A 14,768-nucleotide genomic window follows, 5' to 3' on the forward strand; every position below is an offset into this window, starting at 1 on the left:
CTCTCCACGGGTCGTTCCCGCGAACGCGGGGACCCATAACTCCAGGGAGAAGTTATCGGGCAAGGTGGTAAATCCGTGTCTTCGCCAAACCAGCCCTGTGGTTATGGGTCCCGGATCTGCGCGCCTTAGGGCGCGCTTGTCCGGGACGACAGCGGAATGTGTCGCCGCTTGATTGCCCTACTGCCGCGGCGCCCTGCGCTTCCTCGTCGACTGCGTCGGCACGTCGGCGGGCTCGTCCTTCAGCGCGCCGATCTTGCGCAAGGCTGCGTCTGCCGCGCGCTCGCCGCTTTCCCAGGCGCCGTCGACGGTGCCCCACAGCGTGTCGTGCGTGGCTTCGCCGGCCAGGAACATGTTGCCGATCGGCTCGCTCAGGATTTTTCGCGAGAGCTGACCGCCCGGCGAAGCCGCCGACATCGCGCCCAGCACAAAGGGCGAGGCGTTCCAGCGCGTCGCGCTGGTCTTCTGCACGGCGGCAGCGGCCTCGCTGCCGAACAGTTTTGTGATCCACTCCTTGGCGAAGGCGACCATGGCCTTCTCGCCCCGCTCTGTGAGATCGCGGCCGAACGAGCCACCGACATCGATCGAGCACAGCGACGAGCCGCCGATATTGGCGTACATCAGCGCCGTGCGCGTCGAATCGCTCTGCTCGATCAGGATGTCGTCGCGCGACAGGCCGAGCGGATTGCCCGGCAATTGCAGCACGATGCGATCGTAGCTTCCGAGGCTAAGCTTGGATGCCGCGTCCAACGTCCGCTTGGGGATATCGGGTGCGAACTTGATCGCGCCCGATGTCAGCACATTGGTCGAGACCGTGACGATGGCGGCGCGCGCGGCGATCTTGCCGGCTTGCGTCTCCACACTGACGTCGCGGTTGCTCCAGGCGATGCGGCTCGCCGGCGTCGACAGCGCCACCGGCGCCTGCTCGGCGAGTTTGGTGATCAGCGTGCCGAGGCCCTGGCGGCAGGCGATCGCCGCGTTGCGGTCCTGCGCGCGTCCCTTGTCAATCGCGGACAGCTCCTTCAGGTCCTTGCCCGCGAAGCTTGCGCCCAGCACGAACTCGGCCGCGCCGGCCCAATCGCCGAGATCCTTGGGCAGCACGGACGCGCAGGATGTATCCAGCTTGCCGCGCGCGGCCTCGTCGATGGCGCGGTTGGCGCGCACCAGCGCCGCCAGGAACTGCTCGGTCTCGCCCGCGCGCGCATTGCGGCGGCCGATACGCATCTTCTGTCCCGATGGCGCCGGCAGCACGTCGAGCCCGACGCTGCGCGCCAGCCGGATCATCGGGTTGGTGTCGGGATTGTGCATCCAGCGCGCGCCGCGGTCGAACGGCATGTCGAAGGTCGTGCTATCCGTGATGCAGCGGCCGCCGACTTGCGTTGCCGCTTCCACCACGACGACCTTACGGCCCATCGCGATGATGCGCCGCGCCGCGGCAATTCCCGCAGCCCCCGCACCGATCACGACGATGTCGACCTCGCGTGGCAGGGGTGCGGCGGTTGCGCGCAGGACCGGCATCGCCGCGAAAGCCGCCGACGCCGAAAGGAAACCGCGGCGCGTGATTGTCATGTCATGGTTTCCGGGGACTTGCGACGAACGGGAACAGCCTGCGAACCTTGCCGTATCTGATGTTGCACGGCAACCATCATGGTGAATCAATCGTGCTTGAGCTCACAGAGTGATGAACCGAATTGCAACACGTTTCGATCATGATAGAGAAGGGAAAAAGACGGCCGGAAAAGGCCGTGGGGGAGTTCGGCATGGGGACGGTCCTGGATTCAGTCGGCAAGCTGATTGCCGCGTACCTCTCGAAGGAGGTGCCGGGCTATGAGCCGTTCACGCCGAGCGATCCGGAGCATCTGCGCGGCGTCATCGAGCCCGGCGACGTGCTGCTTGTCGAGGGCAACAACCGCATCTCCGGCATCATCAAATATCTGACGCAGTCGACCTGGTCGCATGCCGCGCTCTATGTCGGCCCGATCGAGGGGGCAGCGGAGCCCAACGGCGAGCCGCATGTGCTGATCGAGGCCAATATCGGCGAAGGCGTCACCTCCGCGCCGCTGTCGAAATATTTCCCCTATCACACCCGCGTCTGCCGCCCGGTCGGGCTGTCCTATGAGGACCGCACCACGGTCTGCCGCTATGCCATCAACCGCATCGGCTTCGGCTACGACACCAAGAACATCGTTGACCTCATGCGCTACCTGTTCCCGCTGCCGATACCGCAGCGTTGGCGCCGGCGCATGATCGCGATCGGCTCGGGCGATCCGACCAAGATCATCTGCTCGGCGCTGATCGCGCAGGCCTTCGACGCCGTGCGCTATCCAATCCTGCCGAAGATCACCAAGGCCGGCAGCCGCGCCGCCCGCCGCGAGATCCTGCACATCCGCGATTCCTCGCTCTACATGCCCCGCGACTTCGACATCTCGCCCTATTTCGAAGTCGTCAAACCCACCATCGTGCACGGGTTCGACTACACCGCCCTGCACTGGGCCGACAAGCAGAAGCCGCTCGAGGAGGTAGCGGGCACGTTCAGTGTGTTTCCAGAAACGCTCCGTGCGCCGCCGCTTGCTCCTGAAGCGATTGACGAAGAGACGCCGGCTGAGATTTCGGCTGAAGAAGTGACCGTGGTCGATGTGTCCGCAAATACAGCCATCTCCGACCAGGTCCCATTGCTGAGGCTCGCGATGTACAGCCCGCGGCGGTGAGGTCGCGCACGCGAGAGAGCGGCATAAGCCCCGCTGTCGTCCCTGCGAAAGCAGAGGACAGCCGTAAATGTAGCGCGAGCTCGCCTCTCCACTGTCATTGCGAGCGCACCGAAGCAATCCAGACTATCTCCGCCGCGGCAGTTTGGATTGCTTCGTCGCAAGAGCTCCTCGCAATGACGGAAGTAGAGACCTACCGCTCCGCCCGTCCGATCACCGCCATCAGCTCCGCGATCTTCTCGCGCTGATCGGCCTTGTCGCCGCTCGCAATGGCGTGCTCGACGCAATGGGCGACATGATCCTTCAGGATCTCTTCCTCGACCCGGCGCAGCGCGGCACGCACGGCCGAGATTTGCGTGACGATATCGATGCAGTAGCGGTCTTCCTCTACCATTTTCGAGAGGCCACGAACCTGGCCCTCGATCCGGCCGAGACGTTTTCCGACGGATGTCTTGATGTCTTTGCGCATGAGGTCTATATACCCCTACCGGGTATTGGTTGCAAGACCAAGTACAAGACCGGGCACAAGGCCGGAGCATGGCAATGAACAACAACGAACACGGGCATCGTCACGACGCGGAAACGCATTCCGGATGCGGCTGTTCCACGAAGGCTGCGCCGCCGGCGGCCAAGGCCGGAGCCTCCTCTTGCTGTGGCGGCCACGACGATCATGCCGGCCATGCCCATCATCACGGTGATGCCGCGACCAAGCTGAAAGATCCCGTCTGCGGAATGACGGTAGATCCTGCGACCTCGAAGCATCGCTTCGAGCATCACGGCGAGACCTTCCATTTCTGCTCCGCCGGCTGTCGCACAAAATTCGCCGCCGATCCCGCCAAGTATCTTGCAAAGGAGAGGGCGCCCGAGCCCGAGATGCCAGCAGGCACGATCTACACCTGTCCGATGCACCCGGAAATCCGTCAGGTCGGCCCGGGCACGTGCCCGATCTGCGGCATGGCGCTGGAGCCGGAGGTCGCAAGCCTGGAGACCGGCCCCAATCCGGAGCTCGCCGACATGACGCGTCGGTTCTGGATCGGCGGCGTGCTGTCGCTGCCGGCGGTGGTGCTGGAGATGGGCGGCCATCTCGCAGGCCCGCACAACTGGATCGATCCGACGCTGTCGAATTGGATCCAGCTCGTCTTCGCCACACCCGTGGTGCTGTGGGCGGGCTGGCCGTTCTTCGTTCGCGGCTGGCAATCACTGCTGACGCGCAACCTCAACATGTTCACGCTGATTGCAATGGGCACCGGCGTTGCCTATGTCTACAGCATCCTTGGCACCGTCACGCCGCAGATCTTCCCCGCTACCTTCCGCGGCCATGAGGGCGCGGTCGCAGTCTATTTCGAGGCCGCCGCCGTCATCACCGTGCTGGTGCTGCTCGGCCAGGTACTGGAGCTGCGCGCCCGCGATGCGACGTCGGGCGCGATCAAGGCGCTGCTCCAGCTTGCGCCCAAGACCGCGCGACGCGTCGACGCCGATGGCAGCGAGCATGAGGTCGAGATCGACACGCTCCATGCCGGCGACCGCTTGCGCGTTCGTCCCGGCGAGAAGGTGCCGGTGGACGGCATCATCCTGGAGGGGCGCTCCTCGCTCGATGAGTCCCTCGTCACTGGCGAATCGATGCCGGTCACCAAGGAAACCGGCGCCAAGGTCATTGCCGGCACGTTGAATCAGTCCGGCAGCTTCGTCATGCGTGCCGACAAGGTCGGGCGCGAGACGCTGCTGTCGCAGATCGTGCAGATGGTCGCGGACGCGCAGCGCTCGCGCGCACCGATCCAGCGCCTGGCCGACCAGGTCGCAGGCTGGTTCGTGCCCGCCGTGATCGTCGTCGCCGTCGCCGCCTTTGCCGCCTGGGCGTGGTTCGGACCGGAGCCACGGCTCGCCTTCGGCCTCGTCGCCGCCGTCAGCGTGCTGATCATCGCCTGCCCCTGTGCGCTGGGCCTGGCAACCCCGATGTCGATCATGGTCGGCGTCGGCCGCGGTGCGCAAGGCGGCGTGCTGATCAAGAACGCCGAGGCGCTGGAGCGGATGGAGAAGATCGACACGCTGGTGGTCGACAAAACCGGCACGCTGACCGAGGGTAAGCCCAAGGTGGTCGCGATCGTGCCGGCGTCCGGCTTAGCGGAGGCCGACATCCTCCGGCTGGCAGCCAGCGTCGAACGTGCCAGCGAGCATCCTTTGGCCGACGCCATTGTGCGCGCCGCCAAGGAGAAGCAGCTCGCCCTCGGCCAGGTCGAGCAGTTCGACTCGCCGACCGGCAAGGGCGCGACCGGTGAGGTCGACGGCAAGACCGTCGTGCTCGGCAATGCCAGATATCTGACGTCGATCGGCATCGACACCACAACGCTCGACACTGAGGCCGAACGGCTGCGCGGCGACGGCGCGACCGTGATCAACATGGCCGTTGATGGCCGGCTGGCCGGCCTGTTCGCGATCGCCGATCCGGTTAAGGCCTCGACGCCGGAGGCACTGAAGGCGCTAGCCGAGGAAGGCATCAAGGTGATCATGCTGACCGGCGACAACCGCACGACGGCAGAGGCCGTGGCGCGCCGGCTCGGCATCGCCGAGGTCGAGGCCGAGGTGCTGCCGGACCAGAAGAGCGCGGTGGTGACAAAGCTGCAAAAGGCCGGCCGCAGCGTCGCGATGGCCGGCGACGGCGTCAACGACGCCCCGGCGCTGGCCGCGGCCGAAGTCGGCATCGCCATGGGCACCGGCACCGATGTGGCGATGGAGAGTGCCGGCGTCACCCTGCTCAAGGGTGACCTCGTCGGTATCGTGCGCGCCCGAAAACTGTCGCAAGCGACGATGAGCAACATCCGCCAGAACCTGTTCTTCGCCTTCATCTACAATGCCGCCGGCATTCCGATCGCAGCCGGCATCCTCTATCCGGCGTTCGGTCTGTTGCTCTCCCCGATCATCGCGGCAGCGGCAATGGCGCTGTCCTCGGTGAGCGTGGTCGGCAATGCGCTGCGGCTCCGTGCAACGCGGCTGTGAGCGAAGCGAGTTAATTGCGGAGCCCGTATCGAACGAGACGCACGGAGAGGATCTCATGCAGCGGATAACGATCACGATCGAGGACGACCTCCTGGCGGAGATCGATGCCGCAGCGGAAGCGCGCGGCTACCAGAACCGCTCCGAGATCATCCGCGATCTCGCCCGCGCCGGCCTGCAGCAGAGCACGGAGGATACCGCCCAAACCGGCCAATGCGTTGCCGGCCTTGTCTATGTCTACGACCACGCCGCGCGCGATCTGTCAAAGCGGCTGGTGCAGGAATTCCATGGTCACCATGATCTTGCCCTGGCGACGCTGCACGTCCATCTCGACGACAACAATTGCATGGAGATGACGGCGCTGCGCGGCGCGGCCTCCGAGGTCAGGCATTTCGCCGACCACATCATCGCCGAACGCGGCGTGCGCTACGGCCGCGTGGTGATGATCCCGACCGGGGAAGGGAAGCAGACGAGGGCAAGGAAGCATGGGCACGGCCATCGGCATGAGTAGGCCGGCGGCTTGCGTGCCCCCGACGCAGCGCAGCGCTTCTTCGGCGGTGCGCTGCAGAGCCGGGGCCCATCTCACCGCAAGTGCAAGCTCCTGGGTCCCGGCTCAGCAGCACGTCATTGCATGCCGCGCTGCGTCCGGGACACGAGACCGTTAAGCCGCGGGCCACAACAGGCCAGCCTCCCTTGCCGAAGCGGCCCTGCATCTCTACCTCTCGCGGGTTGTCTCGTGAAAGGGTGCCCCATGCTGGATGCCGCCATCAAGGCGCTGTCGCAAATGATCTCGCCGCCGATGCGCTCGATCCTGTGGCGGTCGATCGGGCTGGCGTTGGTGCTGATCACCGTGCTGGCGGTTGGCTTGCAGCGGCTCCTCAGCTGGTTTGCGACCTCTGGCGAGGTGTGGCTGGAAGGCCTGCTCGGACCGGGCTGGCATTCATCGCTCGAAATCCTGTCCTGGATCGTCTCGATCGCGGCGGGCCTCGGTGTCGTGTTCGGCGGCATTTTCCTGATGCCTGCGATCACCTCGCTGGTTGCGAGCCTGTTCGTCGACGACGTCGCCGACATCGTCGAGCGTGAGCATTACCCCGCCGAGCGGCCCGGGGTGGCGCTGCCGTTCAGCCAGGCGATGTTCGAGGGCATCAAGACCGCGCTGCTGGCCATCGTGGTTTATCTCGCCGCGCTACCGCTGGTGCTGTTCGCCGGCGCCGGTTTCCTGATCTTCTTCCTCGCCGCCGCCTGGCTGCTGGGCCGTGAGTATTTCGAGCTCGCGGCGATGCGCTTCCGCCCGCCGGAGGAAGCCAAGGCGATGCGGCGCGACAATGCCGCGACCGTCTTCACCGCCGGCCTGTTCATCGCCGCCTTCGTCTCGATCCCGATCGTTAACCTGGCGACGCCGATCTTCGGCATGGCGTTCATGGTCCACATGCACAAGCGCCTGTCAGGCCCGCGGCCCGAGCTGATCGAGTCGGCCCGGCAGGTGCGGTGAACGTCGGCGGATATGATCGGATTTGGTCACGAGCCGTGAACATGGTGCGCTCCCTCTCCCGCTTGCGGGAGAGGGTCGGGGTGAGGGTTGCCTCCGCAATGGGACAATCCCCTAGGGGGCAGAGCCCTCACCCGGCGCTTCGCGCCGACCTCTCCCGCAAGCGGGAGAGGTGACCGACTCCGCGGCGCGATCGAACGAGCCAATCTCTATCGCATTCACGTCACCTGCACCCCGCACTTGCGCAGCACCGTCTTGGCGAAACCAAACGGCGCCGGCGTGAATGGTCCCGTCGGCGCGCGGGTGACCAGCGCGACGACGCCGAGTGCGGCCATCGCGAGCCAGAAGCACAGCCAGAAGCCGTCGATATAGGCGAGCACGTTGGCCTCGCGCTGCACGATGCCCGCGAGCGTGCCGACCGCGCGCGCCTGCGCCGATCCCGTGCCATGGGCGGCGAAATGATCGGCGAGCTGCTTCAGTCTCTGCACCACATCGACATCGCCGACCGCAAGGTTCTGGCCGAGATAGAACGAATGGACCTGCTCGCGGACGCGCAGCCAGGTGCCCATCAACGCCACGCCGATCTCGGCGCCGCCGAGCCGCATGATCTGGATATAGGCGGCAAAGGAGGTGGCGCGGCTCGGATCGGAGTTGGAGAGCAGCGTGATGATCAGCGGCAGCAGGGTCAGCGACTGCCCGATCGCCTGCAACAGCACGATGCCGATGAAATCCTCGCGCGCCCAGACATGGGTGAGCTGCGTGCCCCAGAGATTCGCCGCGGCGAAGCAGGCAAAGCCCACGACCACCACCGTCCGCGTATCGAAATGCCTGAGCAGCCAGATCGAGACCGGCACCAGCACGAACATCGGCAACGCGCCATAGGTGAGCAGCAAAAGGCCGCTCTGCTCGGGCCTGAGCAGCGCGATGGCGGCGAGGAAATTCGGCACCAGCGACGCGTTGGACAGGCTCGTCAGTGTGTAGAGCAGGATCAGGACCAGCCCTAAACCGATGTTGCGCGAGAACAGCACATTCACATGTGCCCAGGGCTGCCGCACCAGCGACTCGTTGACGAGGAAGGCCAGAAACAGCACAGCGCCACTGGCGAGCAGCGCCATCACCGTGCCGGAGCCAAGCCAGTCCAGCCGGTTGCCCTGGTCGAGCCCGGCATAGATCATCGAGACTGAGGCGCCGAGCAGCAGCATGCCGCCCCAATCGGCGTCGCGCAGGAGCGCACGGTTCACGGGCTCGTTCGGCGTGCCCAAATAGACCATCAGGCCCATCAAAGGCGCGATCACCACGCCCTGCCAATACAGCCATTGCCAGCCGAGATGATCGACATAGAAGCCGACCAGCGAGGTCGAAGTGTCCAAGGCGAAGCCGACGCGGATCGCATAGATCGAGATCGCCGGCAGCCACCAGCGGATCGGCAGATTGCGGAACACGATCATCAGCGTCGCCGGCACGAAGGTGCCGAGCAACAGGCCATGCACGACGCTGAGCGCAAGCAATGTCGGATAGTCGTGTACGAACGGAATGATGAATGAGACGGCCGCATAGATAATGCTGGGGATGCCGAGCACGCGGCGCAGGCCGAACACCGTGGCAAGCCAGGCCACCGCAGGCGCGATGAAGATCTGCGAGCCGATGCCCGCGGTGGAGAGCCAGGCGCCCTCGTCGAAGCCGAGTGAGAACGCGCCGCGAAGATCGGGCAGGCTGACCGTGGTCAGCCGGCTGTCGAAATTGGCGAGGAACGAGCCGAGCAGCACCGCCGCGACGGCGAACAGCGGCTGCGGCGCGACGCCGCCGCGCGAGACCGGCTCGCGACTGGCAGTGTCATTTTCGGCCATTGGCAGCTGCAGTATTGATGCTGGTGACCACCGACATGCCCGGCACCAGCCGCGCCAGCAGCGGTTGGTTGTCATCGAACTGAATGCGCACGGGAATGCGCTGAACCACCTTTGTGAAGTTGCCCGTTGCGTTGTCGGGCGGCAGCAGCGCCACCTGTGCACCTGTCGCCGGAGCAATGCGCTCGACCTTGCCGTGCAGCCTCTCACGCGGGAAACTGTCGACGGTGATCTCGACCGGCTGGCCCGGTGCCACGTGCGTGAGCTGGGTCTCCTTGTAGTTCGCGATCACGTACACTTTTGGCAACGGCACCATATTGATGAGGTTGGTACCGATATTGACGTAATCGCCGGGCTGCACCTGGCGCTCGCCGACAACGCCGTCAAACGGCGCCGTGATCTTCGTGTAACCCAGCTTGAGCTTCGCACCCGCCAGCGTCGCCTTGGCCGCCTCGACATCGGCGGCGCGCTGCTTCCTGGTGCCTTGCAGGACCTCGAGCTGGTGCTGCTGGGCTGCGATCACGGCGCGGCTCGCACGCACGTCGGCCTGCGCCTTGGCGTAAGCGGCCACCGCCTGCTCGAGCCGCTGGCGCGTGCCGGCATCGGTCTGCGACAGCGACTGCTGGCGCTCCTGCTCCTGCCGCGCCTCCACCTCCATGGCCTCCGCGGACAGCCGCGCGGCCTGCGCCTGGGCAATCGTGGCATATTGCAGCTCGATCTGATTGGCGAGATTGTCGAGGGTGGCCTGCGCAGCGGCGACATTGGCTTCGGCCTGTGCGACCTGCGCCTCGTAGTCGGCGGGATCGATCTGGATCAGGAGGTCGCCGGCCTTGACGCGCTGGAAATCGGCGACGCCTACGGCGAGCACTTCGCCCGAGACGCGGCTCGAAAGCCGCGTCAGCTCCGCGCGCACATAGGCGTCATTGGTGGTCTGGATCACCGCATTGCCGACCCATTCGTCGAAGCGCAGCGTCGCCAGCGCGACGAACGCGAGCGCGACGATGACCGCGAACAGCGGGATCGCGAGCCGGCTCCACAGCGGTGTGGCCGGCCGCTGTGTTGGCTTCGGTGATGGGGCAGTCGCCGCGGGGGCCGGCGACGACGGAACTCGTTCTTGTTGACTCACCGATGACCCCAAACCTACTTGTTCGAACGCGAATCTAACCGCAGTCATTCCGGGATGGTCCGCAGGACCAGACCCGGAATCTTGAGATTCCGGGTTCGCCTCTTCGAGGCGCCCCGGAATGACTGAGCTCCTATCTCACACCGTCTTCTCCGGCCACCGGCAGAGATCGTTGATCAGGCAGACCTCGCAGCGCGGCTTGCGGGCGAGGCAAGTATAGCGGCCGTGCAGGATCAACCAATGATGGGCATGCAGCATGAACTCGGCCGGGATCACCTTTTCGAGACCGAGCTCGACCTCCAGCGGCGTCTTGCCCGGCGCAAGTCCGGTGCGGTTGCCGACGCGGAAGACATGCGTATCGACCGCCATGGTATGCTCGCCGAAGGCCATGTTGAGCACGACATTGGCAGTCTTGCGCCCGGCGCCGGGCAACGACTCGATCTCGGCGCGCGTGCGCGGCACCTGGCCGCCGAATTCGCTGAGCAGCTTGGCCGACAGCGCGATCACGTTCTTGGCCTTGGTGCGGTAGAGTCCGATCGTCTTGATGTACTCGCGCAAGGACTCCTCGCCGAGATCGAGCATCTTCTGCGGGGTGTCCGCGACCTCGAACAATGCGCGCGTCGCCTTGTTGACGCCGGCATCGGTCGCCTGCGCCGACAGCACCACGGCGACCAGCAGCGTGAACGGATTGACGTGCTCGAGCTCGCCTTTCGGCTCCGGATTGGCCTTGCGGAAACGGCTGAAGACCTCGCGGATCTCGGCCGGCGTCCAGGGTTTCGTGGCCTTGAGTTTTTTCGCGGAGGATTTCGGTTTGGCCGCAACCGGCTTTGCCTTTTTCTTCGGCACGGCCGCTTTGCGGGGGACCGGCTTGCGGGTGATTTTCGCCATGATCGGGATATACTGAGGGACGATGAGCACAGGCAACGAAATTGAGCGCGAGAGCGAGGTGCAGATCTTCTCCGCGCTGCTGACGCCGCACCGCTCCCTGAACCGCACCGGCTTCCTCGCCGTGATGCTGTTCCTGAGCGTTGTCAGCTTCGTCACGGGCCTGGCTTTCCTGATGATGGGCGCCTGGCCGGTGTTCGGCTTCTTTGGTCTCGACGTGCTCGTGGTCTGGTGGGCCTTCAAAGTCAATTTCGGCACCGCCCAGGCGCGCGAGGAGATCACCGTCACGACCTCCGAACTGCGCGTGAGGCGCATCAGCCATCGCGGCCAGGTCGCCGAATGGACCTTCAATCCGCTCTGGGTCCGCCTCGACATGGAAGTCGACGAGGACTTCGGCATCGAGCATCTCTATCTGATCTCGCGCGGCCATCAGATCCAGATCGCGAGGTTTTTAGGCCCTGAGGAAAAGGCAAGTTTTTACAAAGGCTTGGTTGAGGCACTGAACGCCGCCAGGCGTGGACCGACCTACAATCCGACCAGCTGATTCCAGTCGGAAATCGGGTGGTTTCAGACCCGCCCCTCTCCTACATTTCCGGTCATGATGACCCTCGCGATACATGACCAGCGCCTGGCCAAGCCGGGCACCCAGAACGCCGCGTTGCGCGACTATGATTCGGTGCGGCGGGCGATCGCCTTCATCTCGGCGAACTGGCGCGCGCAGCCGACCATCGAGGCGATGGCGGATGCCGCCGGCGTCACGCCCGATGAGTTGCACCATTTGTTCCGCCGCTGGGCCTCGATCACGCCGAAGGCCTTTATGCAGGCGCTAACTCTAGACCATGCCAAGAATCTGCTGCGGGACTCCGCGAGCATCCTCGATGCCGCGCTCGACTCCGGCCTGTCGGGGCCGGGCCGGCTGCACGATCTCTTCGTCACCCACGAAGCGATGTCGCCGGGCGAGTGGAAGAATGGCGGTGCCGGCCTCACCCTGCGCTACGGCTTCCATCCCTCCCCGTTCGGCACCGCGATCGTGATCGCCACCGATCGCGGCTTGTCCGGACTTGCCTTCGCCGATCACGGCGAGGAGAAGATCGCACTCGCCGACATGACGCGGCGCTGGCCGAACGCCACTTATGTGGAAGATCACGAAGGCACCGCGCCGCTCGCAGCGCGCATCTTCGACCCAAAGCTGTGGCGGCCGGATCAGCCGCTGCGCGTGGTCCTGATCGGCACCGATTTCGAGGTGCGGGTGTGGGAGACGCTGCTGAAGATTCCGATGGGACGCGCGGTGTCCTATTCCGACATCGCCTGCAACATCAACAATCCGAAGGCCTCACGCGCCGTCGGTGCTGCGGTCGGCAAGAACCCGGTCTCCTTCGTCGTGCCGTGCCACCGCGCGCTCGGCAAGAGCGGCACGCTCACCGGCTATCATTGGGGCATCACCCGCAAACAGGCGATGCTGGGCTGGGAAGCCGGGCAGCTGGGGACGCAGTAGGCGAGATGCCGTAGGGTGAGCAAAGCGAAGCGTCCCCACCATGCATCAGTGACTGCGGAAGAATGGTGGGCACGGCGCTACGCCCTTTGCCCACCCTAAGGGACCGCACTATCCCGCCAGGTCCAGCTTCGAGGCCACTGTCGAATCCGCATTGAGCCGGTAGATGATCGGCACGCCAGTGGCGAGCTCGCGCTTCAGGATGCCTTCGGGCGAGAGCTTCTCCAGCACCATTATCAGCGCGCGCAGCGAGTTGCCGTGAGCGGCAACCAGCGTGCGCTTGCCATTGAGCACGCCGGGCAGGATCTCCTGCACGTAATACGGCAGTGCACGCGCCAGCGTGTCCTTCAGGCTTTCGCCGCCGGGCGGCGACACGTCATAGGAGCGGCGCCAGACATGCACCTGCTCCTCGCCCCATTTCTTGCGCGCATCGTCCTTGTTGAGGCCGGAGAGATCGCCGTAGTCGCGCTCGTTGAGTGCGAGGTTCTTCGACGTCGGCAAGCCCTTCTGGTCAAGCTCGCCGAGGATGAGATCGAGCGTGTGCTGCGCGCGCTTCAGGACCGAGGTAAAGGCGACGTCGAATACGAGACCCTGTGCCTTCAGCTTGCGGCCGGCTTCCCTGGCCTCCGTCACGCCAAGCTCGGTGAGGTCAGGATCCTTCCAGCCCGTGAACAGGTTCTTCAGATTCCATTCGCTCTGGCCGTGGCGCACGAGCACGAGAAGACGTTCGCTCATTTTACTTTCCATACTGAACTGAGATTTCGGCATCGGCGGTGCCAAACCTCTCCCATAGGGAGAGGTCGGCGCGTAGCGCCGGGTGAGGGGAGCGGTCCCTCGAGAGACCTGAGCCCCTCACCCGATTTGCTACGCAAATCGACCTCTCCCCGTTGGGGAGAGGTGAAGGGAGCTTGCGGTTACCACGAGCGATCATCAGAGATCGGCAAGCCCGAGCACGTCGGCCATGGAGTAGTGGCCCGGCGCCTTGCCATGCGCCCACAGCGCCGCCTTGAGCGCACCATGGGCGAACAGCATGCGGTCCTCGGCCTGATGCGACAGCGTCAAGCGCTCGAACGGGCCGAGGAAGGTCACGCTGTGGTCGCCGGCCACGGTGCCGCCGCGCAACGAGGCGAAACCGATATTGCCGGGCCGGCGTGCGCCGGTGATGCCGTCACGTCCACGCTCGGAATGGTCATCGAGAGTGACGCCGCGACCGCTCGCCGCGGCCTGGCCCAGCATCAGAGCAGTGCCGGATGGCGCATCGACCTTCATGCGGTGATGGGTTTCGACGATCTCGATGTCAAAGGTCTGGTCGAGCGCCTTGGCGACGCGCTTGACCACGGCGGCGAGCAGATTGACGCCCAGGCTCATATTGCCTGACTGCACCACCACCGCGCGATTGGTGACGCTCTTGATCACGGCATTGTCGGAGCCGGACAAGCCGGTGGTGCCGATGACATGGACGATGCCGCGCTGGGCGGCGATCGCGACATTGGCGATGGTCGCCGCCGGCACGGTGAAATCGAGGATGCCATCGGCATCCTTCGACATCGCCCAGAGATCGGCAGAGAGCGTGATGCCGTTGGCCGGCAGGCCTGCGAGCACGCCGGCATCCTTGCCGAGCAGATCGGAGCCCGGCGCCTCCAGCGCGCCCGCCAGCACCGCGCCTTTGCTCTCGGCAATCGCCCGTACCAGCGCGCGGCCCATCCGGCCGCCGGCCCCAGCTACAATCAAGCGCATGTCGGACATGGTGTGATCCTCTTCGGAGCCGTTGTAGCGGGGGGATGCAGTTCCGGCAACCGATGGGATCATAGGCCGTCATTCCGGGATGGTCCGAAGGACCAGACCCGGAATCTCGAGATTCTCAGGGGCGCAATTGCGCACCATAGTTCGATGCGGCGCATCGCCCCGGAGTGACGGTGCGCCTCAGCCGTCCTGCGGCTGTGGGCCGTCATAGCCCTCGATGATGATGAGATCGGCGATCGAGTGCGGCTGGCGCACCTTGATGTTGGCCTGATATTCCGGTGAGTTGTAGCAGGCGAGCGCGGTTTCGTAGTCCGGGAATTCGATCACGACGTTGCGGTTGCGGCTGGCGCCTTCCACGGTGGTGAACTTGCCGGCGCGGACGACGAAACGGCCGCCCCATTTCTTGAAGATCGGACCGTTGGCGACGGCGTAGGGCTTGTAGCCCTCGTCATTGCTCACGTCGACACGCCCGATCCAGTAGCCTTTTGCCATTCTTGTT

General features: G+C 65.1%; 14 protein-coding genes. 6 read left to right on the forward strand and 8 right to left on the reverse strand.

What is annotated here, in order from left to right; genetic code table 11:
* Positions 1–177 precede the first annotated feature (177 nt).
* Positions 178–1,566, reverse strand: coding sequence for a flavin monoamine oxidase family protein (locus tag P6U29_RS00675; RefSeq protein ID WP_407115866.1), 1,389 nt, complete (start codon positions 1,564–1,566; stop codon positions 178–180).
* 191 nt (positions 1,567–1,757) lie between these two features.
* Between P6U29_RS00675 and P6U29_RS00680 the strand changes: the two genes are divergently transcribed.
* Positions 1,758–2,705: a YiiX/YebB-like N1pC/P60 family cysteine hydrolase gene (locus tag P6U29_RS00680; protein WP_407115867.1), complete on the forward strand. Its 948-nt coding sequence runs from the start codon at positions 1,758–1,760 to the stop codon at positions 2,703–2,705.
* Positions 2,706–2,895: 190 nt separating this feature from the next.
* Here P6U29_RS00680 and P6U29_RS00685 read toward each other — a convergent pair whose 3' ends face one another.
* A complete protein-coding gene (locus P6U29_RS00685) occupies positions 2,896–3,171 on the reverse strand; it encodes a metal-sensitive transcriptional regulator (RefSeq protein WP_122400208.1) in 276 nt (91 codons plus the stop codon).
* Between the two features lie 74 nt (positions 3,172–3,245).
* Here P6U29_RS00685 and P6U29_RS00690 point away from each other — a divergent pair, with 74 nt between their 5' ends.
* The 3 genes from P6U29_RS00690 to P6U29_RS00700 all read left to right on the forward strand — a co-directional run bounded on the left by P6U29_RS00690 (position 3,246) and on the right by P6U29_RS00700 (position 7,185).
* On the forward strand, positions 3,246–5,696 hold the full coding sequence (locus P6U29_RS00690; RefSeq protein ID WP_407115868.1) for a heavy metal translocating P-type ATPase: 2,451 nt from the start codon (positions 3,246–3,248) through the stop codon (positions 5,694–5,696).
* Between the two features lie 55 nt (positions 5,697–5,751).
* On the forward strand, positions 5,752–6,204 hold the full coding sequence (gene nikR / locus P6U29_RS00695) for a nickel-responsive transcriptional regulator NikR (protein ID WP_407115869.1): 453 nt from the start codon (positions 5,752–5,754) through the stop codon (positions 6,202–6,204).
* 240 nt (positions 6,205–6,444) lie between these two features.
* Positions 6,445–7,185 carry a sulfate transporter family protein gene (locus tag P6U29_RS00700; protein WP_407115870.1) on the forward strand — a complete coding sequence of 247 codons (741 nt, stop codon included), beginning with the start codon at positions 6,445–6,447 and terminating at the stop codon, positions 7,183–7,185.
* A 215-nt stretch (positions 7,186–7,400) separates the two neighbouring features.
* On the opposite strand, the gene P6U29_RS00705 is transcribed toward P6U29_RS00700, so the two are convergent.
* The 3 genes from P6U29_RS00705 to nth all read right to left on the reverse strand — a co-directional run bounded on the left by P6U29_RS00705 (position 7,401) and on the right by nth (position 11,037).
* Positions 7,401–9,029 carry an MFS transporter gene (locus P6U29_RS00705; protein ID WP_407115871.1) on the reverse strand — a complete coding sequence of 543 codons (1,629 nt, stop codon included), beginning with the start codon at positions 9,027–9,029 and terminating at the stop codon, positions 7,401–7,403.
* A complete protein-coding gene (locus P6U29_RS00710) occupies positions 9,016–10,152 on the reverse strand; it encodes an HlyD family secretion protein (protein ID WP_407115872.1) in 1,137 nt (378 codons plus the stop codon). The genes P6U29_RS00705 and P6U29_RS00710 overlap by 14 nt, the downstream gene beginning before the upstream one ends.
* A 135-nt stretch (positions 10,153–10,287) precedes the next feature.
* Entirely contained in the window at positions 10,288–11,037 is a 750-nt protein-coding gene (nth, locus tag P6U29_RS00715) for an endonuclease III (RefSeq protein ID WP_407115873.1), read from the reverse strand.
* A 22-nt stretch (positions 11,038–11,059) separates the two neighbouring features.
* Here nth and P6U29_RS00720 point away from each other — a divergent pair, with 22 nt between their 5' ends.
* Together P6U29_RS00720 and P6U29_RS00725 are read left to right on the forward strand one after the other, a co-directional pair.
* Positions 11,060–11,578, forward strand: a complete 519-nt coding sequence (locus tag P6U29_RS00720; protein ID WP_407115874.1) for a DUF2244 domain-containing protein — start codon at positions 11,060–11,062, stop codon at positions 11,576–11,578.
* A 54-nt stretch (positions 11,579–11,632) separates the two neighbouring features.
* Positions 11,633–12,529, forward strand: coding sequence for a methylated-DNA--[protein]-cysteine S-methyltransferase (locus tag P6U29_RS00725; RefSeq protein ID WP_407115875.1), 897 nt, complete (start codon positions 11,633–11,635; stop codon positions 12,527–12,529).
* 108 nt (positions 12,530–12,637) lie between these two features.
* Here the strand turns inward: P6U29_RS00725 and P6U29_RS00730 are convergent, their stop codons facing one another.
* From P6U29_RS00730 to P6U29_RS00740, 3 genes are all read right to left on the reverse strand, one after another.
* The gene (locus tag P6U29_RS00730; RefSeq protein ID WP_407115876.1) at positions 12,638–13,261 is read right to left on the reverse strand and encodes a 2,3-bisphosphoglycerate-dependent phosphoglycerate mutase; all 624 of its coding nucleotides are present in this window, start codon (positions 13,259–13,261) and stop codon (positions 12,638–12,640) included.
* Between the two features lie 195 nt (positions 13,262–13,456).
* Complete coding sequence (gene dapB, locus P6U29_RS00735; RefSeq protein ID WP_407115877.1) at positions 13,457–14,272, reverse strand: 4-hydroxy-tetrahydrodipicolinate reductase; 816 nt, start codon at positions 14,270–14,272, stop codon at positions 13,457–13,459.
* A 177-nt stretch (positions 14,273–14,449) separates the two neighbouring features.
* The gene (locus P6U29_RS00740) at positions 14,450–14,761 is read right to left on the reverse strand and encodes a DUF1330 domain-containing protein (RefSeq protein ID WP_122400217.1); all 312 of its coding nucleotides are present in this window, start codon (positions 14,759–14,761) and stop codon (positions 14,450–14,452) included.
* Positions 14,762–14,768 lie beyond the last annotated feature (7 nt).

It is taken from the genome of Bradyrhizobium sp. LMG 9283, from assembly GCF_045571415.1.
Taxonomy (GTDB): Bacteria; Pseudomonadota; Alphaproteobacteria; order Rhizobiales; family Xanthobacteraceae; genus Bradyrhizobium.

Bases quoted from the DNA above. Each gene is read 5' to 3' on its own strand.
- P6U29_RS00675 (WP_407115866.1), bottom strand. From the start codon at position 1,566: ATGACAATCACGCGCCGCGGTTTCCTTTCGGCGTCGGCGGCTTTCGCG.
- P6U29_RS00680 (WP_407115867.1), top strand. From the start codon at position 1,758: ATGGGGACGGTCCTGGATTCAGTCGGCAAGCTGATTGCCGCGTACCTC.
- P6U29_RS00685 (WP_122400208.1), bottom strand. From the start codon at position 3,171: ATGCGCAAAGACATCAAGACATCCGTCGGAAAACGTCTCGGCCGGATC.
- P6U29_RS00690 (WP_407115868.1), top strand. From the start codon at position 3,246: ATGAACAACAACGAACACGGGCATCGTCACGACGCGGAAACGCATTCC.
- nikR (WP_407115869.1), top strand. From the start codon at position 5,752: ATGCAGCGGATAACGATCACGATCGAGGACGACCTCCTGGCGGAGATC.
- P6U29_RS00700 (WP_407115870.1), top strand. From the start codon at position 6,445: ATGCTGGATGCCGCCATCAAGGCGCTGTCGCAAATGATCTCGCCGCCG.
- P6U29_RS00705 (WP_407115871.1), bottom strand. From the start codon at position 9,029: ATGGCCGAAAATGACACTGCCAGTCGCGAGCCGGTCTCGCGCGGCGGC.
- nth (WP_407115873.1), bottom strand. From the start codon at position 11,037: ATGGCGAAAATCACCCGCAAGCCGGTCCCCCGCAAAGCGGCCGTGCCG.
- P6U29_RS00720 (WP_407115874.1), top strand. From the start codon at position 11,060: ATGAGCACAGGCAACGAAATTGAGCGCGAGAGCGAGGTGCAGATCTTC.
- P6U29_RS00725 (WP_407115875.1), top strand. From the start codon at position 11,633: ATGATGACCCTCGCGATACATGACCAGCGCCTGGCCAAGCCGGGCACC.
- P6U29_RS00730 (WP_407115876.1), bottom strand. From the start codon at position 13,261: ATGAGCGAACGTCTTCTCGTGCTCGTGCGCCACGGCCAGAGCGAATGG.
- dapB (WP_407115877.1), bottom strand. From the start codon at position 14,272: ATGTCCGACATGCGCTTGATTGTAGCTGGGGCCGGCGGCCGGATGGGC.
- P6U29_RS00740 (WP_122400217.1), bottom strand. From the start codon at position 14,761: ATGGCAAAAGGCTACTGGATCGGGCGTGTCGACGTGAGCAATGACGAG.